15 protein-coding genes and 1 tRNA gene are annotated in these 20,044 nt (G+C 58.7%); 8 read left to right on the forward strand and 8 right to left on the reverse strand.

The features are described from left to right. Positions 1-374 precede the first annotated feature (374 nt). A complete protein-coding gene (locus GOB85_RS13765; protein ID WP_173578107.1) occupies positions 375-704 on the reverse strand; it encodes a DMT family transporter in 330 nt (109 codons plus the stop codon). A gap of 24 nt (positions 705-728) precedes the next feature. Continuing rightward, complete coding sequence (locus GOB85_RS13770) at positions 729-1,910, reverse strand: TolC family protein (RefSeq protein ID WP_242011514.1); 1,182 nt, start codon at positions 1,908-1,910, stop codon at positions 729-731. A 308-nt stretch (positions 1,911-2,218) separates the two neighbouring features. Between GOB85_RS13770 and GOB85_RS13775 the strand changes: the two genes are divergently transcribed. The 5 genes from GOB85_RS13775 to GOB85_RS13795 all read left to right on the forward strand — a co-directional run bounded on the left by GOB85_RS13775 (position 2,219) and on the right by GOB85_RS13795 (position 8,264). Further along, the gene (locus GOB85_RS13775) at positions 2,219-3,616 is read left to right on the forward strand and encodes a replication-associated recombination protein A (protein ID WP_173578105.1); all 1,398 of its coding nucleotides are present in this window, start codon (positions 2,219-2,221) and stop codon (positions 3,614-3,616) included. Between the two features lie 10 nt (positions 3,617-3,626). Continuing rightward, positions 3,627-4,601, forward strand: coding sequence for an RluA family pseudouridine synthase (locus GOB85_RS13780; protein WP_173578104.1), 975 nt, complete (start codon positions 3,627-3,629; stop codon positions 4,599-4,601). A gap of 1 nt (position 4,602) precedes the next feature. Continuing rightward, on the forward strand, positions 4,603-6,768 hold the full coding sequence (locus GOB85_RS13785; RefSeq protein ID WP_173578103.1) for an AsmA family protein: 2,166 nt from the start codon (positions 4,603-4,605) through the stop codon (positions 6,766-6,768). Continuing rightward, a complete protein-coding gene (locus GOB85_RS13790) occupies positions 6,765-7,526 on the forward strand; it encodes an ATP12 family protein (RefSeq protein WP_173578102.1) in 762 nt (253 codons plus the stop codon). Before GOB85_RS13785 ends, GOB85_RS13790 begins: the two co-directional genes overlap by 4 nt. A gap of 567 nt (positions 7,527-8,093) precedes the next feature. Then, the gene (locus GOB85_RS13795; RefSeq protein WP_173578101.1) at positions 8,094-8,264 is read left to right on the forward strand and encodes a hypothetical protein; all 171 of its coding nucleotides are present in this window, start codon (positions 8,094-8,096) and stop codon (positions 8,262-8,264) included. A gap of 32 nt (positions 8,265-8,296) precedes the next feature. Here the strand turns inward: GOB85_RS13795 and uvrB are convergent, their stop codons facing one another. Next, complete coding sequence (gene uvrB / locus GOB85_RS13800; protein ID WP_173578111.1) at positions 8,297-10,537, reverse strand: excinuclease ABC subunit UvrB; 2,241 nt, start codon at positions 10,535-10,537, stop codon at positions 8,297-8,299. Positions 10,538-10,727: 190 nt separating this feature from the next. Then, the gene (locus tag GOB85_RS13805) at positions 10,728-13,586 is read right to left on the reverse strand and encodes an Rne/Rng family ribonuclease (RefSeq protein ID WP_173578100.1); all 2,859 of its coding nucleotides are present in this window, start codon (positions 13,584-13,586) and stop codon (positions 10,728-10,730) included. A 549-nt stretch (positions 13,587-14,135) separates the two neighbouring features. Between GOB85_RS13805 and GOB85_RS13810 the strand changes: the two genes are divergently transcribed. The 3 genes from GOB85_RS13810 to GOB85_RS13820 all read left to right on the forward strand — a co-directional run bounded on the left by GOB85_RS13810 (position 14,136) and on the right by GOB85_RS13820 (position 16,154). Further along, positions 14,136-15,128 (forward strand): N-acetylmuramoyl-L-alanine amidase family protein, encoded by a 993-nt coding sequence (locus GOB85_RS13810; RefSeq protein ID WP_173578099.1) that lies wholly within the window; start codon positions 14,136-14,138, stop codon positions 15,126-15,128. A 178-nt stretch (positions 15,129-15,306) separates the two neighbouring features. Then, a complete protein-coding gene (locus GOB85_RS13815) occupies positions 15,307-15,777 on the forward strand; it encodes a hypothetical protein (protein WP_408737076.1) in 471 nt (156 codons plus the stop codon). A gap of 188 nt (positions 15,778-15,965) precedes the next feature. Beyond that, positions 15,966-16,154 carry a hypothetical protein gene (locus tag GOB85_RS13820; protein ID WP_173578097.1) on the forward strand — a complete coding sequence of 63 codons (189 nt, stop codon included), beginning with the start codon at positions 15,966-15,968 and terminating at the stop codon, positions 16,152-16,154. Positions 16,155-16,179: 25 nt separating this feature from the next. Here GOB85_RS13820 and GOB85_RS13825 read toward each other — a convergent pair whose 3' ends face one another. From GOB85_RS13825 to GOB85_RS13840, 4 genes are all read right to left on the reverse strand, one after another. Then, positions 16,180-16,677 carry a DUF2721 domain-containing protein gene (locus GOB85_RS13825; RefSeq protein WP_173578096.1) on the reverse strand — a complete coding sequence of 166 codons (498 nt, stop codon included), beginning with the start codon at positions 16,675-16,677 and terminating at the stop codon, positions 16,180-16,182. Between the two features lie 243 nt (positions 16,678-16,920). Next, a complete protein-coding gene (locus GOB85_RS13830; RefSeq protein WP_408737077.1) occupies positions 16,921-18,345 on the reverse strand; it encodes a carbohydrate porin in 1,425 nt (474 codons plus the stop codon). A gap of 902 nt (positions 18,346-19,247) precedes the next feature. After that, a tRNA-Ser gene (locus tag GOB85_RS13835) sits at positions 19,248-19,339 on the reverse strand. A 222-nt stretch (positions 19,340-19,561) separates the two neighbouring features. Then, positions 19,562-19,912, reverse strand: coding sequence for a hypothetical protein (locus GOB85_RS13840; protein WP_173578095.1), 351 nt, complete (start codon positions 19,910-19,912; stop codon positions 19,562-19,564). Between the last annotated feature and the right edge of the window lie 132 nt (positions 19,913-20,044).

Consider the following 20,044-nt stretch of genomic DNA (forward strand, 5'->3'; position numbering starts at 1 on the left):
AAGGCTTCGCGGTCCATCTCGCTTTCCTCCCGGAAACACAAAATGAAACGCCCGAAACCCTCCTGCGATCCCAGGCCCAACACCTAACGACAACAGAGCCTTTCCAAAGGCTCTGTTGTCGTTACGTGTTGAGCTGTGATTTTTCAAATGGTTAGCGGAAGATCGGGCTCTGCCCGAACCCGGCAGGGACCGCAGGCCCCTGCACCCCGATTTGTTTATAATAAAATGGTTTCCAGAGGTCTGTGACCTTTGGTGGGTTCCAGGGCAAAGCCCTGGGAAGAAGCCAACACGTAACGACAACAGAGTCTTTGGAAACCGGCTTATTGATCAGCAGATCCGGGTGAACGGATTTGCGAGTATGGAGAGAGCCCGGGTCAGGCCGGAGCGCTTTTTGAGAAAACGTGGATCACGACAACACCTGAAACAATCAGCGCCATTCCGACAAGTGCGGGACCATCGAGTTTCTGTCCCTGAAAAATCCAGGCGATTGCGGTCACGAGCACGACGCCGATTCCTGACCAGATGGCGTAGGCCGCGCCGGTCGGGATTGTCTGAAGCGCCAGAGATAAAAAACAGAAAGCGGTTCCATAGCCGGCGACCGTTACCAGAGACGGAAGAAGTCTTGTGAATCCTTCGGCGGATTTCAGGCATGATGTCGCCACGACTTCGGCGCAGATGGCAATCAGAAGGTAAAGATAGGGCATTCGGCATCCTGCTGCGGGCCTGGTTTACGGTGTCTGTCCCGCCATCAGCATGACGCGAACGATGGCGGCGTGCCAGATGACATCCGCCTGGGCGGATCTCTGTCTGGCATCGAGCGCGGCGCGGCGGGCGCGGAGATATTCGATAACCGGCATTTCACCAACCTGCCACGCGCGTTCAAGCTGCGTTGCCCGGTCATCAAGAGCTTTCTGCGTGATCTGACTGTGATGGAGGATATCGAGCGCTGAGGTCAGCTGGGAGCGTATCCGGCGATATTCCACCCGGACATTGCGACGGGCGAGTTCGGCATCACGGTCCGCCGCTCCGATTGCCTTGACACCGTTCATGAGCTTTGGCGCGTTCTGGGCCTCGCTGGGCAGTCCGACCTGAAACTGCACGCCGACCTGTGTATCCCACGGGCTGCCATACTGTTCCTGACGCATGACCTGCACACCGATTTCCGGATTGGGCATATAGGAATGTTTCGCGACGTCATAAGTCGCTTTCGCGCTGCGTGACTGCGCTTCGGCCATTTCGATGCGAGGATCGTTCCTGGGATCCAGCGCCACGGTGCGCGCGGTCAGCACACGTCCGTCGAGAGTCATCAGATCGGGAACGGCGTCTGTTCCGGTCATCACTTCGATCTGAGCACGGGTGTTGTCCAGGGCCTGTCTGCGATCGGCGATCTGGCTCTCCAGATCTTCCCTTTCCGCCACAACGGCATCATGATCCGCGCCGCCGATTTCACCGGCCTGCAATGCCCTGCGTGATGTCCGGGTCACATGGTCCAGCAGGATTCCGGTCATTTCCAGGTTGGCGAGTTCTTTCTGCAGGATCGTGGCGCTGCTGATGAGATCGAGGAGCTGAACGCCTGTCAGCAGTTTTCTGACCTTCCCCCGGGCGGTTGCGACGGCTTCATCGGCCTCCGCGCTCCGGACCGTGGCGGAGCCCTGTCCGGGCAGCCAGAGGGGGACGCTGACGCTGCCCTGATAGGTTGTGTAGCCGACCTTGCTGCCGATGAAATGGTCATCGAGGTACTCCCCGGCGAGAAGTGGCCCGGCGGGAAACCAGGAGTCGACGGCGCGGGCTGTTTTATGCGCGGCCTGCGCATCGACCGCGGCTGAATGCGTCTCGGGGTCTGCGGTCCAGGCCCGGATCAGGGCCTCGTGAAGCGTTTCTGCGGAGGCCTTAAGGGGAGCAAAAGCCATGACGCAGAGCAGGACGAACCTGGCGGACCGGAGCGGTTCTGCGGGAAAGCGTTTCCTGTAAAATGCGGGCGGGCGGCAACGAGAAAAGGCGCGTCCGGGGATAAAGGTCATGAGTGGCGGGTCTCACAGGGCGTCCTGACCAGAGGGCAGTAAGGTAATTTCCATGGATTAGCCAGCCTGTCCGGTGTGAAGAACGCGTCAGCCGGTTCAGTTTTCTGCGTGCATGCAAAGCGGGATCTGAGCCTTCTGCCTTAACGCCGGGCCGGCAACGCGGTATGAACGAAGAATGAACATCAGCGAGATCGGCCATGGCCACGCGGCATGAAACCCCGTCACCGCACGGTGACGATCTGTTCGCCGGAGACGATGCCGGAAACGGGGCTCCGCGCGCGGCGGCTGGCGGACGCAGGGGCACCGGCCCCACGCCGACCCAGCCTCTGGCGGACCGGCTCCGGCCGGCGCGGCTTGAGGATGTGGTCGGGCAGGATCATCTGCTGGGGCCGGATGGCGCGCTGACGCGGATGCTGGAGCGCGGGACTCTGGCGAGCCTGATCCTCTGGGGGGGGCCGGGTGTTGGCAAGACGACCATTGCGCGGCTGCTTGCGGCTGCTGCAAATCTGCGGTTCGTGCAGCTTTCGGCGGTATTTTCCGGCGTTGCCGATCTGAAGCGGGCTTTTGAGGATGCGCGGCGCTTTGCTGAATCAGGGCGGGGCACGCTGCTGTTCGTGGACGAAATCCATCGCTTCAACCGGGCTCAGCAGGATGGGTTTCTGCCGGTTGTGGAAGACGGAACTGTCGTGCTTGTCGGGGCGACGACGGAGAATCCGTCTTTTGCGCTGAACTCGGCTCTGCTCTCGCGCTGTCAGGTGATGGTGCTGCGGCGGCTGGACGATGCGACGCTGGATGCGCTTCTGGTGCGGGCGGAGGAGCTGACCGGGCGGCCATTGCCGCTGACGGAGCCGGCGCGGGCGACGCTGCGGGCGATGGCGGATGGTGACGGGCGGTATCTGCTGAACATGGTTGAGCAGATTCTGAGTCTGAAAGCAGATGTTCCGCTTGATCCTCAGGCTCTGGCGTCCCTGCTGGCGAAACGGGCGATCCTGTATGACCGGGATCGGGAAGAGCATTACAATCTGATTTCCGCCTTGCATAAATCATTGCGGGGATCGGACCCGGATGCGGCGTTGTACTGGTTTGCGCGGATGCTCGAAGGCGGGGAAGATCCGCGTTATATTGCCCGCCGGCTGACACGGTTTGCGGCGGAGGATGTCGGGATGGCCGATCCGTCCGCGCTGACGCTGGCGATCGCGGCCTGGGAGACTTATGAGCGACTGGGCTCGCCGGAGGGTGAACTGGCTCTGGCGCAGCTTGTTGTGCATCTGGGGACCGCGCCGAAATCGAATGCGGTTTACAAGGCTTATGGCGCGGCGCGACGGGCGGCGAAGGCGACGGGCAGCCTGATGCCGCCGGCTCATATTCTGAACGCACCGACGAAGCTGATGAAGGACATCGGCTATGGCGATGGCTATCAGTATGATCACGACGCGGAAGAGGGTTTTTCCGGTCAGAACTACTTCCCGGATGAGATGCCGCGGCAGCGTTTCTACAACCCCACGGGGCGCGGGTTTGAACATGAAGTCAGGCGAAGGCTGGACACGTGGGGCCGAATGAGGGCAAGCCGCCCGGCATCGGGTGATGGATCGTGAGGCGCGGATAATGAGTGTGGCCATGTTGACGGTAAGCGAGGATGAGGCGGAGATCCGTCTTGATCGCTATTTCCGGCGTCACTATCCGCATGTGACACAGGGAGCTCTTCAGAAGCTGTGTCGCACCGGGCAGATCCGGGTTGATGGCAGGCGGGTGGAAGCGGGCACCCGTCTTGCTCCGGGCCAGACTGTCCGGGTGCCTCCGATGACGGTGGCGACGAAGCCGGCTCCTGCCGCGGCGCGGCCGCTGGATGAGCGGCTGGCGCGCGAGATCCGGAATATGGTGGTTTATTCTGATCCTCAGCTGATTGTTCTGAACAAGCCGTCGGGTCTTGCGACGCAGGGTGGTCCGGGCATTACCCGGCATGTGGACATGATGCTGGACGGCCTGCGGGAGGGCGATGATCCGCGTCCCCGTCTGGTGCATCGCATCGACAAGGACACGTCGGGGCTTCTGCTTCTGGCGCGCACGCCCGGGGTAGCGGCGAAGCTGGCGGCTTTGTTTCGCGGTCGTGATGTGAAGAAAACTTACTGGGCGGTGGTTGCTGGTCGTCCTGATCCGCTTTCCGGCGAGATCGACCAGCCGCTGGCCCGTCTTGGTGTCGGTCCGGGCGCGATTACGGTGGCGGCTGACCGCAAGGACGAAGATGCACAGATGGCGCGCACCGACTATGAGGTTCTGGATTCAGCCGGGCGTAAGTTCGCGTGGCTGGGTCTTTCCCCGCTGACCGGGCGGACGCATCAGTTGCGGGTGCATTGCGAGGCGCTGGGCACGCCGATCCTTGGCGACCCTAAATATGGTGCGGACAAGGCTCATGTGGATGGCTTTACGGACCGGCTGCATCTGCACGCACGCAGTCTCGTGCTGCCTCATCCGGCTGGTGGCTGGCTTGAAGTGAGTGCTGAGCTGCCGCCGCATATGCGCGAGACATTCCGCGCACTTGGTTTTACGGCGGGATCAACCCCGGCGCCACGCAGGAGATAGCATGAAGTTCAGGACAAAGGCTGGCCTCGCTATTGGCGGGATTGCGGTGCTGCTTGGCGGCGCTGTGACGGCATCGTCGCTGATGGATGCGACCTGGCTGCGCACCAGGCTTGTGGAGGCGGTTGATCAGCAGACCGGGCGGCAGTTGCGGATCGACTCGCTGCATGTGTGGCTGCTGCCTTATCCGTGGGTTGAGGCGAAGGGTGTGAGCTTCTCCAACCGTGCCGGTGGCGCGCGACCGGAGATGTTCACGGCCAGGGAAGTCCGGGCCAGGCTTACTCTGGGGGCTCTGTTTTCGCACAGGGTCGTGCTGGATAATGTGAGTCTCATGGAGCCGGAGCTCCTTCTGGAGCGCACGCCTGACGGGGAGCCGAACTGGCTGTTCGGGCCGGCTCAGTCCCTTCATGACGGCGGTGCGTCATCCGGCTCGCACCGGCACTGGAATCTTGCGCTGTCTTCCGTGCATGTCCGTGATGGAGGCCTGATCTGGTCTGATGTCCGGCAGCATCTGACGGGTGAAGTGGATGTTGATCGCGCGGACATAACCGGGCTGACGGGCAGTGCTGTCAGTCTCAGTCTGCGCGGGCATCATGATGCGGGGGCCTTCACACTGGCCGGCACGACCGGACCGATACTGCCTGTTACGGGCGAGAGCTGGCCGGTTCATCTGACCGGGACACTGGTCGTGAGCAGGCGGCAGGCCGGGCAGCTGCATGTCGATGGCGTTATCACCGACCCTCAGCATGACGCCGGGTATGATTTGCAGATTGGTGGCACGCTGGGACAGCTGGCGGATCTGCAAGCGCTGTTCCCCAAAGCCAGTCTGCCGGATGCTGACGATGTGTCGCTTCAGGCCGGTGTGACGGGCAGCGGGGCCAGTCCGGGTCTGCGTATGTTGCATCTGCACACGGGTGCGGTCGATCTCGATCGGGTTCTGGAAGGGCTGCATGCTGACACTGTCACGCTGGATGCTTCGCAGCCCGCCGACCGCCTGACTGTTGCGCTTGATGGAAAGCTCGGTGATCAGGCGGTGATTCTGCGTGGCATGCTTGGGACGCCGGATCAGACGATCCAGGCGATCCGGACCCCGGATGCCAGCGCGCTGCCGGTGAAACTGTCTCTGGAAGACGGGGACTCCTCCGTGACGCTGGATGGCGTCGCCGGCGGGGAAAAGACGTCTCTGGATGTGCATGGATCACTGCCGGCCCTGACTTTCGCTCCTGGAAAACCGTCTTTGCAGGGGCTTAAAGTTGACGGGCATCTGGCCAGTGCGGCGCCGGTTTCCGTTCTTCGCGCCCACGATCCGCAGGCATGGCTGCGGGCGGCACAGGCCACTCTGGACGTCGCGGCGCAGCGTGTGACGTGGCAGTCCGTGGCATGGGATGCTGTTTCGGCGCATGTCGTTGCTGATGGCGGTCGTCTGACGGCTGATCCGATCCGTGCCAGCGGGACCGGTGTGGCGCAGGGCATGGCTCAGTCCGGACGGTTTGGATACGACGCTTCCGGGGATGTGCCCAATATGACCGTTACGGCGTCGCCTCTGGTTTTGCCGGCTGAGGTTGTTGAAGGCTGGGCGGGTATTCCGTCTCTGGTGAACGGGTCACTCCAGGTTGTAGGAAGCATCGCGGCTGATGGTGCGGACATGAACGCCTGGAAGCGCAGTGCCGCGGGGCATGTCGGTGTCTCGATGGTGGGTGGACGGGTGAGCGGTCAGGCTCTGGCGGCGATTATCGGTCGGGGTATTCCGGTTCGGGGTGCGATGGGGCTTCGCTGTTTTGGCATCCATATGCAGATTGCCGATGATCGGGCGACGCTGGAGCGGATCGGGCTGGAGGCGGACATGCTATCGCTGACCGGGCACGGAAGCGTGGGTCTTTCCTCCGGAGCGCTTGATCTGCATCTGACGCCGCGCATCGGGATTGGCGGAACCGGTGCGTCGTCGCCGGTTGGCGTTGGGGGCACGATCAGTTCACCGCAACCGCATCTGGAACCGGGGAGTGATGGACGGTTTGCGATCGCCATCGGTGGCGCTCAGTCGGGCGGAGGTGACCAGTGCCCGGACCTTCTTGCGACGGCGCGTGAGGGTGGAGCGGGTCCTGCTGCCGCGCCGGCTCCGGCAGGCAAGGCGAATGGCCTGATGAACATGCTCAAGGGGCTGCTGCGGTGACGGGCGTCGTCAGACCTCCTGCCGGGAACGACACACGCCGGAAGAGATTCTGGATCCGTGCCGGGGTGGTTGCCGGGCCTGAAGGGTTCGGGGTGATGCTGGATGGGAAGCCGGTTCTGCTGCCTGGCCGGAAAGCGCTCTGCGTGGCCTCGAAACCGCTGGCTGAGGCGCTGGCAGCTGAGTGGCAGGCGGCGGGTTCCGATGACCCGGAGAAACGGTTTGGGCCGGACGCATTGCCTCTGACGCGCATTGCGGGAACGATGATCGAGCGGGTTGAGCCTGACCGCGCGCACTCCGTTGCGACGCTTGCGGGTTATGGCGCACACGATCTTCTCTGTTATCGCGCAGAAGACGCTGAGCCTGTTGCGGCTTTGCAGAACGAGGCGTGGCAGCCATGGCTGGACTGGCTTGAAAAGCGCCACGGCATTCATCTGTGCGTGACGACGGGCATCATGCCCGCGGTGCAGTCTCCCGAGGCTCTGGCGGCGTTGGCGGAGCTTCTGGGCGGTCAGCCGGATGCTGTCCTGGCGGGACTTGGGGTTGCTGTCCCGGCACTTGGCAGTCTGGTGCTTGGGCTGGCCGTTGCTGAAGGGGTGCTGAAAACACGGGATGCGGTCCGTGCGGCCTCGGTGGACGAAAGAGAGCAGATGCGGCGCTGGGGTGAGGACGCAGCTGTGCTGGACAGGATTGCTGTCATGGCGGCGGATGTGGCTGATGCCGAACGCTTTATGACGCTTGCGGCCGAAGGGGCTCTTTAGAGGCTGCGTCAAAAGCCCCTCTGCCGGGGCGATCTCGCTCAGCAGTGAGGCTTTTGAAAGGCTCTGTTAGCATTACGTGTTGATCTTTGATTTTTCAAAGGGTTAGCAAAAGACCGGGCTCTGCCCGAACCCGGAAGGGGTCGCAGACCCTTTCACCCCAATCTATTGATAAATAAGTCGGTTTCCAAAGGTCTGCGACCTTTAATGGGTTCCAGCGCAAAGCCCTGGGAAGGTGCCAGCACGTAATGCTAACAGAGCCTTTTGAAACAGCCTCTTAGCCTTTATTGCGGCGATCGGCCTCCGGTCTGAAATCGCAAAAATTCGTGTACCAACCGCACACACTGTAACAGCATGGCCTTATTTCAATGACATGCTTCAGGTTTTTCTTTCTTAAAGCCTTAATCCGCCACGATTTTGCCCCAGAGCTCCGGTTATGTCCCGCTTATACCGAAAGCGGCGGAAATTTGCTGAGACGGTTGGTAACTTGGCTGATTTCGCGGCCACAGGCAGTGTCGCAGAACCACGCGACCTGTGGTTCACGAACCAGAAGACTGAAAAGGAGGTCTCATGCATAAGACTGACATTCAGACTCAGGACTTCACTGCGTCCGGCATCGTGCGAACACAGCCGGAGCGGGTCAGAAGAAAAGCTGCTCAGGTTTTTGCGACCTGTGCGATGGGCGCATGGATTGTGCTGGCTGTCGTTCCTTTTGTTGTCGTTCTGGTCGAACTTGGCTGATCAGGCAGAGATTTTGCCGGGCTGCTGAGTTATTACCGGCCTGCTTTCGGGCCGGGCTTCGCTGATCGCGCCTTGCCGCCCGAACGGCCTTTTCGCTTTTCAGGATCGTATCCGCCTCCTCCGGGGCCGAGCGGGACCGGAGTTTTGTCTTTCTTTCGTCCCGGAGCGCCCTGCCTGTTTGATGGCGAGGGTGGTGGTGGCTCAAGACCGAGTTGTAACGCTTCAAGACGCTTTACTTCATCACGCAGGCGGGCGGCGGTTTCAAATTCGAGATCCGCGGCAGCGGCGCGCATCCGGCGCTCCAGTTCCGCGATGGTCGCATCGAGATTCTTACCGACAAATTCGTCCGCTTCGGCGCCTTCGGTTGGCGTAACGGTCACGTAATCCTGTTCGAAGACCGAGTTAACGATATTTCCTATCTGCTTACGCACGCTCTTTGGTGTGATGCCGTGCTCGGTGTTCCATGCGGCCTGCTTTTCCCTGCGCCGCGCCGTCTCTTCGATCGCGTAACGCAGACTGTCTGTCATCCGGTCGGCATAAAGCAGCACCCGGCCGTCCACATTACGCGCGGCGCGGCCGATGGTCTGCACCAGAGACGTCTTTGACCGCAGGAAGCCTTCCTTGTCGGCGTCAAGGATCGCGACGAGGGAGCATTCCGGAATATCCAGTCCCTCACGCAGAAGATTGATACCGATAAGCACATCAAACACGCCAAGGCGCAGATCGCGGATGATCTCGATACGCTCGAGAGTATCGATGTCGGAATGGAGGTAGCGGACTTTGATTCCGGCTTCATCGAGATATTCGGACAGATCTTCGGCCATGCGCTTGGTGAGCACGGTCACGAGGACACGACCGCCCTTCCCGATCGTCTCCCGACATTCCGCGAGCAGATCATCGACCTGTTTCTCCACGGGACGCACTTCTGTCACGGGATCGATCAGGCCGGTCGGGCGGATCACCTGTTCACTGAACGTGCCCTGCGTTCGTTCCATTTCCCATGGGCCTGGTGTGGCGCTGACAAACAGCGTCTGCGGACGATAGATTTCCCATTCACCAAATTTCAGGGGCCGGTTGTCGAGACAGGACGGCAAACGGAAGCCGAATTCGGCAAGAACCGATTTACGGGCGTGATCGCCTCTTTCCATGCCGCCGATCTGCGGCACCGTGACATGGCTTTCATCGACGATCAGCAACGCGTCTTCGGGCAGGTATTCGAACAGGGTCGGCGGCGGTTCGCCGGCTTTTCGTCCGGACAGATAACGCGAGTAATTTTCGATGCCTTTGCAGACACCGGTTGTCTCCATCATCTCAAGATCGAAGGTCGTGCGCTGCTGGAGACGTTCGGCCTCAAGCAGTTTGCCCTGCTTCATAAACAGGTCAAGCTGGGTGCGTAATTCCTGTTTGATGCCGATGACGGCCTGATTGAGCGTCGGGCGCGGCGTGACGTAATGGCTGTTGGCGTAAAGGCTGACTTCCTGGAGATCCGCCGTTTTTTCACCCGTCAGAGGATCAAATTCGATAATCTGATCGATCTCGTCACCAAAAAGCGTGACACGCCAGGCGCGGTCTTCGTTCTGTGGGGGGAAGATGTCGATGCTTTCGCCGCGCACGCGAAATGCGCCGCGCACGAACGCTGCGTCATTACGTCGGTACTGGAGTTCGACCAGCCCTTTGATAAGCTTATCGCGATCTATTTCTCCGCCGACTTCCAGCCGGACGACCATACGGGAATAGGTCTCAACCGAACCGATACCGTAGATGCAGGACACCGATGCTACGATGATAACGTCATTACGTTCCAGCAGCGCCTGGGTGGCGGCATGGCGCATACGATCAATCTGTTCATTAATCTGGCTGTCTTTTTCGATATAGGTATCCGAACGCGCCACATAGGCTTCCGGCTGGTAATAATCATAATAACTGACGAAATATTCGACTGCATTATTCGGAAAAAACTGCTTCATCTCGCCATAGAGCTGGGCGGCCAGCGTCTTGTTTGGTGCGAGAATGAGGGTCGGCTTCTGCGTGGCTTCGATGACCTTCGCCATCGTGAAGGTCTTGCCGGAACCCGTTACACCAAGCAGCACCTGATCACGTTCGCCGCCATCAACACCCTGGGTCAGTTCTCGGATCGCCTGCGGCTGATCACCGGCAGGCTCATATTCCGACACCACTTCCATACGGAAGCGCTTTTCCTTGGGGGGCAGGCGTTCCGGCTGGAACACGAGCGCTGGATTACCTTCGAGGGAAGATCGGGAACGAGCAGCCATAATGCCAACATGGCTATTCGTCCGGGTGGCTGCAAGAGACAGAAGTGCTGACGCACGGATCGGACGACCCGGTCCCTTCATGTGAATACGGGGTCCCGAACCGGGACAGGTCGTATAAAACATGACCCCTTCCGCCTTCGGTTGAAAGCGACAGGGGTCATTATAGTCAGTTCAGCAGAAGCTCATGCTTTTAGCGGCGCCACCAGCCGGCGCGGGGCTTTGCGGCAGGCGCGCCGTCTTCAATCACGACAGGCTCGACGAAGATAACCGGCTTCCGGGCGCTTTTCTTCTTTTCGGCAGGCGGCGCCACAGGGGCAGGCTGCACCGCCTCCACCTCTACCGGAGCCGTTTCGGTGTCGGGCTTGCGGCGGCTACGCGTCCGGCGGCGCGGTGTTACCGCATCCGCTGTCTCTTCAGGTCCGCTCTGTGTCGGCTGAACAACGGCTTCCTGCACAGCGGCAACCGGCACGTCGGCATTCGCTGTTCCGGTCTCTGTTCCCTCTGGCTGACGCCGGGAACGGGAGCGTCGGCGCGGTCTGGCCTTCTCTTCCGGTATCGCTGCCTGAGCCGTATCCGGTTCCGGCACAAGAGCAGGAAGCGGCTCCGGGCTCTCCCTGACTGGCTCAAAGGCGCTGTCAGGCTCAGGAATCAGCACAGGCGCAGGTACCGGGGCCTTTCCGCTGGTTCGCGCGGGCAGATTTTCTTCCCGTTCGGCCTGTTCCATCATATCGAAAATATCGAAGCTGCCGCCAAACGGATCGGCTGGCGTCGGGCCCTGCCATCCTTTTGCAGCGGAGACGGGAGCGGGAATCGGAGCCCTGGCCGGAGCAGGCTGGCTTTTCTGGGGCTGAGGCACTTCGGTTTCTGTTGTGCCTTTACGAGAGTGCCGGGTCCGCATGCGGCCGGGCACGAGATTCTCTTCCGTATGCTCGTCCTGCGTCTGAGAACGGGACGCCGGAGCAGAGCGCTGCGCTTCTCTTACAGCAGGCTGACGGGAAGCCTGTGCGTCAGACGTCGGATTCTGCTGTCCTTCAGACAACAGTGAGCCATTGTCGTTTTCATCTTTCTGTCCACCACGGCGACGACGGCGACGGCGACGGCGACGAGGCTGTTCACCGTCGGTCTCCCTGTGCTCGTCTCCCCCGTCTGGTCCCGGGGCGGCAGATCCGGTTTCCGCCGGAGGCACCTCGGCAATCGGGATCGTTCGTACGGCGGCAGGAACGGTCTCATCCGCTGCGCCGTCAGTGTCCTGATGCGCTTCAGAATCTTCCGGCGCAGCGAGTTCTGCGGTCAGATCACGTTCGGGCGCGTCAAAACGTGCGGTCTGTGCACGGTGACGCTCAATACGCACTTCGGGCGGTGGCAATGAGGAGTCGGCCCCGAAGAAGACACTCATTTTATGGCGTGTCTCAATTGAACTGAGCCAGTCACGCTTATTATTGAGAATATAGAGCGCTATCTCGCCTGCGACATAAACGGTAATTTCCGAGGCCCGGCGCAGACCGCCCTCTTCCTCAATGGCGCGCAGCACATGCAGGGCAGAGCTTTCGATGCCACGGACGATGCCCGTGCCCTGACAATGCGGACATGTCGCGAATGCGGCTTCCGCGACCGACGGGCGGAGTCGCTGGCGTGACATTTCCAGCAGGCCGAAATGCGAGATTCCACCGACCTGGATGCGTGCGCGATCGTGCCGAAGAGCATCCTTGATGCGCCGCTCGACCTGGGCATTATGCCGGCGGGACTCCATGTCGATAAAATCGATAACGATCAGACCGGCAAGATCGCGCAGACGAAGCTGGCGGGCGACCTCATCAGCCGCCTCCAGATTGGTCTTGACCGCTGTTTCCTCGATATTGCGTTCGCGCGTCGCCCGACCGGAATTGACGTCGATGGAAACCAGCGCCTCTGTCTGATTGATGACGAGGTAGCCGCCGGACCGAAGCTGAACTGTCGGCGACAGCATGGCGTCGAGCAGGCCTTCGACATGAAAATGGCTGAAGAGCGGCTGGCTCTCCTTGCGCCACAGCTTCACCTTATGGGCGCTCTGAGGCATGAGCATCCGCATGAAGTCACGCGCGGCACGCCAGCCGTTCTCGCCATCGACAACGATATCGTCGACATCACGGGTATAGACGTCACGAATGGCACGCTTAACGAGGCTGGCTTCCTCATAGATCAGCGCCGGCGCGACAGATTCCAGCGTGTGCTCACGAATTTCGTCCCAGAGATGCAGGAGATACTCGCAGTCCTTCATCACTTCGGGACGTGGTCGCTGGGCTCCGGCCGTACGAACGATCATGGCCATACCGCGTGGAAGCTGAAGATCGGCGATGATGTCTTTCAGACGTTTCCGGTCCGCGACAGCGGTGATCTTCCGGGACACGCCGCCGCCACGCAGGGCGTTGGGCATCAGAACACAGTAACGCCCGGCCAGTGAAACATAGGTCGTCAGCGCGGCGCCTTTGTTGCCGCGCTCTTCCTTGACGACCTGCACCAGAAGGATCTGTCGACGACGGATGACTTCCTGAATTTTATAGCTGCGCAGAAAGCGGGCCATGCGCTTCTGCACCAGCGCTTCTTCGCCGGTATCGGTCTCACCGCCAACATAATCAGGGGTATTTCGGGACGCTTCGGTCTGCGAAGTCTCGCTGTCGTCATTTCCGGCGTCTTCGGAGGCGGCTTCCGCGTCTGCGGCGGGCTCGCTGCCTGGCTCATCTCCGGCGTCGGCGGCGGCTTCTTCCGCATCGATCGCGCTGGCTTCTTCTTCCTGAAGCGCCAGCAGCTTTTCGCGGTCCGCTACAGGGATCTGATAGTAGTCAGGGTGGATCTCGCTGAAGGCGAGGAAACCGTGCCGGTTGCCGCCGTATTCGACGAAGGCGGCCTGCAGGCTCGGCTCCACACGGATAACCTTGGCAAGGTAGATATTGCCTTTGAGCTGCTTTCTGTTAGCCGCCTCAACGTCATAATCTTCGAGACGATTTCCGTCCATCACAACGACGCGGGTTTCTTCCGCGTGCGTCGCGTCTATCAGCATACGCTTGGTCATAAAAAGGAAAACTCCGGTGTCCCGGCATTCTTCCAGGCGGGCGCAGCCAGTCACGAATGGACCAGGCGCCGCGCGGGAACGCTTCGGGCGAATCGACTGAACGATCTGGGATTGCGAGCGTGAGCGACTTCCGGGAAACGCAGAGCATGCCGTAGCGACCAAACAGCGACAACGATACCGGGGCCAGTCCGGAGCTGTTTCTGCCCGAGCCCTCGTTTCGCTTCTTCACCGTGTCCAGCCCTGCTCTCATCCGTCCTTGTCGTTCAGCATTTGTGTAACGTCCTGGCCTGAACGCCGCCGCCCTGTCTGTCATTCGGGGCGCGACATCTTCTGATCCAGGTTACGCGATGCACGTCACCGACGAGACCACGTGTTCATAACCATGACTGAAACGCAAGCCTTACGCAAGCGACGGTGTGCATTGCCTTGCAATCAGTCACGTGCAGCCTGAAGAAATGCACGCGGGGCGATGGATTAACTCTCCTTTGTTAATGACTGCATAAAGCCGCTATGACAGAACCATTGCGGATTTGTTGTTCGGAACAAGAGATGACGCAGGATCGGAAAGTGCCTCCCTGTCTGCCTGACAGTGAGGTGCCGGAGACCAGGGCTTTCAGGCAGGGTGTTGTCACATCCGGGGACGCGCCGCTTTCAGGTGATGCGGCATCGGGGCTCATCCGCGGGCTGACGCGGCGGCGTGTCGCGCTGATTGCGGGACTGGCGCCCTTTCTTCCCTCTGTCGGGCTGGCACGCCCGAAGACGCATGGCAGTCCGACACTGCATCACCCTGCGACCGGGGCCGGGGCTGGCCCGTTGCATGCGCCTGCTGTGCTTCGCAATGCACCGCCGCCACGGCCACTTGTTATGCTCGACCCCGGTCATGGCGGCAAAGATCCGGGCGCTATCGGCTATTCCGGGACATATGAGAAACACGTGGCGGAAGCCGCCGCGACTGAACTTGAGCGCCAGCTCATGGCTTCCGGCCGTTATCGCGTCGCGATGACGCGGACATCGGATCGCTTTATTCCACTGGAAGGTCGGGTGGAGATGGCGCAGGCCCATCGGGCGGAACTGTTCATTTCCATGCATGCGGACGCCCTGCACGACGCCTCCGTCAGGGGAGCCAGTGTCTACACCTTGTCGAGTGCGGCATCCGACAGCCAGACAGCCCTGATTGCGCAGAGTGAAAACAGTGCGGACCTGTTCGGTGGTCCGCATGTGCATGCGACTTCGCCGGAAGTGCAGCAAATTCTGGCCAGTCTGGTCTCCGAAGAGACCAGGCGTGGCTCGGCGCACATCGCCAGTTCGGTGGTTGCGTCTTTTCAGTCGAGACTCACTCTTCTGAGCCATCCGCAACGCCATGCCGCCTTTGTGGTTCTGAAGGCGGCGGACATTCCGTCGGTTCTGGTCGAAATGGGCTTCATGTCAAATCGCCACGATGAAGAATCTCTCAGGCAAGCCGGTCATCGGGCGATGGTTGCCGGCGCTATGCGTGACGCTGTCGATCGCTATTTCGCCTCGGCGCGGGTCGGGATGGGATAAAATTTTCCATCCTGCGGAAACGTTGATAAACAGCCCGGTTTCCAAAGGTCTGCGACCTTTGGAGAGTGTGAGGGCCGGGCCACGGGAATTCACCGGCACTTAATGGTAACAGGGTTAACCCGCTTCATCGCGATGGGATGATCGGGTCTCCTGTCTGTTCCAGCGGAAGGGAAACAGTATGCGCCGGATGGCGGGGCGATTTGCATGCAGACTGGCTGTCGCAGTTGCAGGATCACTGGTGACGGGCGCCTTTGCGGAAGCGCAGACAGTTTCTCCTGTATGCGACAACAGTGGTTTTCTGGCGGCTCAGCGCACTTTTGAAAATGGCGGGATGCGGGATGACGTGCCTGTGCATGTCTGCGGACGGGTTATCGCGGTCTCGCACAAAGCAAGACGCACACGCAGTGGCTGGCACGGTTATTTCTATATGGACACTGGCAACGGCGTTTCGATTCGAATTGTTTCCGATCTCGATGAAATGAATGCACCTGACTGGCCGTGGGTTTCAAAAGGCGACCAGACTGAAGTCGTCGGGCGTTATTATTATGACAAGCCACGTCGTCAGGGCATCGACTGGACGCATCACGGGACAGGACGATCCTGGGGCATGCCCGGTTATGTTATCGTAAATGGCACAAAATATCAGTGAACTGATCGGAAGCTAAAACCCCGGCAGGCGCGTCCTGGCCTCTTCCATCAGAGGACCATGAGTCCGGCGCAGAGCGGGGTGCGCCTCTTCCGGCATTCCGAAAGGATATCGATCGGCCTATCCTGTTTCAAAGCGGCGGACACCATGCTTATAAGTTGCCCGCGTGAACACGGAGGCCATCAGACAGAATGAGATCTGGTTTAATCATTGTGGCGCTCACCGCCTGGTGTCTTGCTCTTATCTGTATCGCCGGATCGTTTCTGATGCCTGATACTGGCAGAACGGGCCTCTGGCTGGTGTCAGGTTTTGGTTTTGGCATGGCCGGACTGGTTGTTGCGCTTATAAATCTGTGGCGGCAACGCCGTGGGCCGGACTGACAGGATTTTTCTTACTGTCGAAGCGTCAACTGTTTTTGGCGCTTTCTCTGACGCTTTTCGGTAGCGGGCCATCGGTTCTGAGGCTGTTCCATGACAGGAAGCAATCCGCGATAAAAACCGCGAGGGCCGTGACTGTCGCCAGCAACGCCGCCCCGAACAGGCCAACAAGCCAGAGCGCGATTGAGGCGTCCCGGACACTGCCGAGAAAAAGGACGAACGCCGCGCCACAGGTCGTTGCTCCGGCGATACCACCAAACATGATGGCGATATCCAGGACCATGATTCGGTGACGAAGCCGTCTGATATGTCTGTTGAGACTTTTACGCCCTGCTTTGTTGAGTTCATCATCAAGCAGATCCGCGGCTTTCTCGATCTGATCGGATACGCGGGCGGATCGCGTATTGAACAGATTCAGAAGTGTCCCGACACCGGAAAGCAGGAAGACTGGTGTCAGTGCTGTTTCAATGAGACGGGCAACGTCACCGGCAGAGTCAGTTGCGAGCGCAGAAAGAGGAAGCGACATTAATCCTGATCGGGTCCGGGAGAAGAGGTCTTTCCTGTACCCGCTGCGGCCTCATACTTCAACTGGCGCACACGATTTCATGCTGCCGCTTACGACGGCACGCACAATGAAAACTGCATTCGGAAGACATAAAGATGTGAGTTTTTGCTGAAAAGGGACATATCCGCTCTGCCGGATATGTCCCTCCTGCCTTTACGTCATGCGCAATCAGGCTTCCGAAGCAGAATTAGAGTACAGATTTAATCAGAGTGTCGCCAGAACCTTGAGGCCTACAAGAATTGCATTGGGAATGACCGAAGTCTCTCCGGGACGCATCATGTATTCAAAAACAGGCTGAGCGATGAGACCAGGGATGACGGGAATACCATAATAGGCCTCCAGTGTGGCGGTGTGAGTTTGCGGGCCGTTCACAAATGCGCCCATGGAATCACCGGCCATCTGGCGAAATCTTTGTCCCAGCGTCAGGTTGGGACTGATCTGATAGTATGAATACATCACACCCAGGCGATCGAAAGGACGGTAAGGAAGAATTCCGAGCAACGATGCCCCGACATAGAACTGATCGGAAAATGCGGAAACACTGGGCGTGTTATGGATATATCCGGCCAGGAGATAACCGCCGGCCATCTGGTGGTTTCCACCTTTCCGGTAGACCATCTGATCGGCTTCAAAATAAAACGTATCACGTGGACCGCCTGGGTGAGCACCGATCCGGGAGAGGTAGGCTGCGGGCACTTTCCCGATCAGGTCAGCATAATGCGAGGTATCATGCCCGAAGCCGACTTTATAATGTCCTGGCAGGTTTTGAGGCCCCAAAAAGGGCTCCCATGTCAGTTCGACAGGCAGCATGACCCCGGTGGCGTGTTCAGCACCCCAGCTCCAGCCAGATGGATTTTCAGTCAGAGAGGCCGCCTGGTACACACCGGTTCGCAATGTCAGATCACGGGTCGGCCGAAGTCGCACGGTTCCGCCCCAGGTCGCTTTTGGGTAAACGCTCCACCCCGCGTTCGATTTTACGCCAACAGGCGCCGAACACTGAATCATGAAGGTGCACAACAGCACTGATGTTGCATAGGTATGCGTAAGTGTCATTCGACCGAGATTTATATTGATCGAATTGTGGTAGAATGCTTTTTCAACATACAGATCAGCAAGATGCGCCGCTCTGCCGCCGTCGAGACTATGAACCTCAGCAAGCAGGATGCGATGTTCGCCCACATAGTCATAGCTGACTTCTCTTCCTGCACGTTCCATCACAACGCCGTGCAGAAACCAGCCATTAAGGCCGAGAAGTTTCCCCAGATCAAAACGTGTCGTCAGAGTCAGTTCATGAGCGTAGTCCATGCCCTTTCTGATCCCGCCACCTACGTTTGCCAGACCTTCGCCCTTATATGAAAACTGGAAGCTGAAACCGCGATTCTGCAGCCATTTTCGTACAGGAGAAATTTGCGGGACAAGATTACCAAAGGTCTGCGCAGGAACATAATACCCTGCCGCGAGATCACTGCTGCGCAAAGCATCATCATGGCGGTTCAGAAGTGAAGAAATACTTTCTGTATTAAAGAGCGCTTCCAGCTGTTCATTCGAAGTGAGCGTAGTTTTTTTCGGTCTGTTCTCTGACAGAGCTGCCGGTCCCGGACCTGTAATATTAACCACAGCCGCAGGCATGGTCTGTTTCTTTGGCTGGGGAGAAATTTCCTGCCCCCAGGCAGGAAAACCCACAACCATAAAAAACGAGATACCAATACCCAGAACGTAACCAACATCGCTTTGACAACGTGAAGAACGGGCAGGCAGATGACTACCGGGGCTTGTCGTTTCTTTTTTTTGTTTCATTTCGACTTTCTCGCCTTAACCCTTCAACCGCTACTACGAGGGCCATATAATTCCAATCCATCCGCAGCTTTCAAAACAACCTTAAGTTTACTCGTTGCATTGTGAACACACTCGCAAAAATGCTGTGCCTGTTCTGCGTAATTGTAATGGATTCAGGCTGTACGGATCAGGGGCGGGATACAGTCGGGGTGCCAGATGGCGAATCAGGAGAGCCTGCACAGACGTGACAGGTGAGAATATTCACCTTTTCCGGAGAGATCAGTACACATCCGGATCTTACACTTTATTGTAATTACATAATTTATACCGACCAGTGTTGAGGCTGACACACGGAAAGAGAGTCCCGGGGCTCTGCCCCGCACCCCGCCAAAGGTCACGGACCTTTGAAATCCGCCTGTTACTTAAACAAATCGGGTTGCAGGGGCCTGCGGTCCCTGCCGGGTCCGGACTGAGCCTGGATACTCTCATCTACAGGTCAATATTCACAATCTCTTGTATTATATAATAATTATTTGACAATTTACTTTTTATGCTTAATACGCAGCAGTATAGTAAGTGATCAAAATTCCATTAAGCAGATGGTTCACAAATGGTGATCCTGAGACTCCGGGATAGCTTTCCCAATCATGCATCAAAAAACAGAAAATGCTCAGTACACGGAGCTTACTCAGAAACGACAGACCTGAAGGCCAACGCTTCTTAATGACTCAACATTTATAAAAGTGATGTTTAACTGGCGGAGGGGAAGAGATTCGAACTCTCGATACAGGGTTACCCGTATAACGGTTTAGCAAACCGCCGCCTTCAGCCACTCGGCCACCCCTCCGCCGGAGCGTGCAATTCTGCACGGCGCCTGCGACGGCACTTCTAGAAGCTTCCAGCTACCTCGTCAAACCTTTATTTGGCATACAGCACACCCGTTGCAACAATTCCACCACAACCGGTGAGAAGAAATAACCATCTGAATTTAAAGGAAAATACTATAATATGTTTCGTGAATTTTCTCTGCACTTCAGAGGATAATGCAGACTTCAGGGTGACTGAAATATCAAAGTTCGTCAGGCGACTGTCCCAGCATATCTCTGACACTCGCGAAGGCATATGAGGCAGGCAGGGTGGCTGACCAGTCCTGGCGCACTTTCCACCACCGTTCATACGCTGACGCCAGATCTTCAATGATACGCCGCCTGTTGTAGCTCTGAACATCGCCTCGCCGGATAATCGTCTCTTCCGTCAATGCCAGCAGAGTGCGGGCGATCTCCAGTTCCCCGATATCACAGGCATAATGTACCGCAGCCAGAAGACGCAGCGACAGCTTCCGGACATTCACTTTTCGGGGCTGCTCCGGCTTTACCGAACCAGCATGGGAGAGATCGTCACATCTGCGATCATAATCCATTGCAAGACTCGCCGATCTTATCAGGCAGCAACAGTCAGAGGCTGTTTCAGAAATTTCTCCGCCAGGTGAGAACGTCCCTGAGGTGGGCGCCTGTGCAAGTTTTTGGGCACCGAAGGCAACGGCGCCCCATAC

Origin of the sequence: Acetobacter fallax (genome assembly GCF_011516735.1) — a bacterium.
GTDB classification, from domain to species: Bacteria; Pseudomonadota; Alphaproteobacteria; order Acetobacterales; family Acetobacteraceae; genus Acetobacter; species Acetobacter fallax.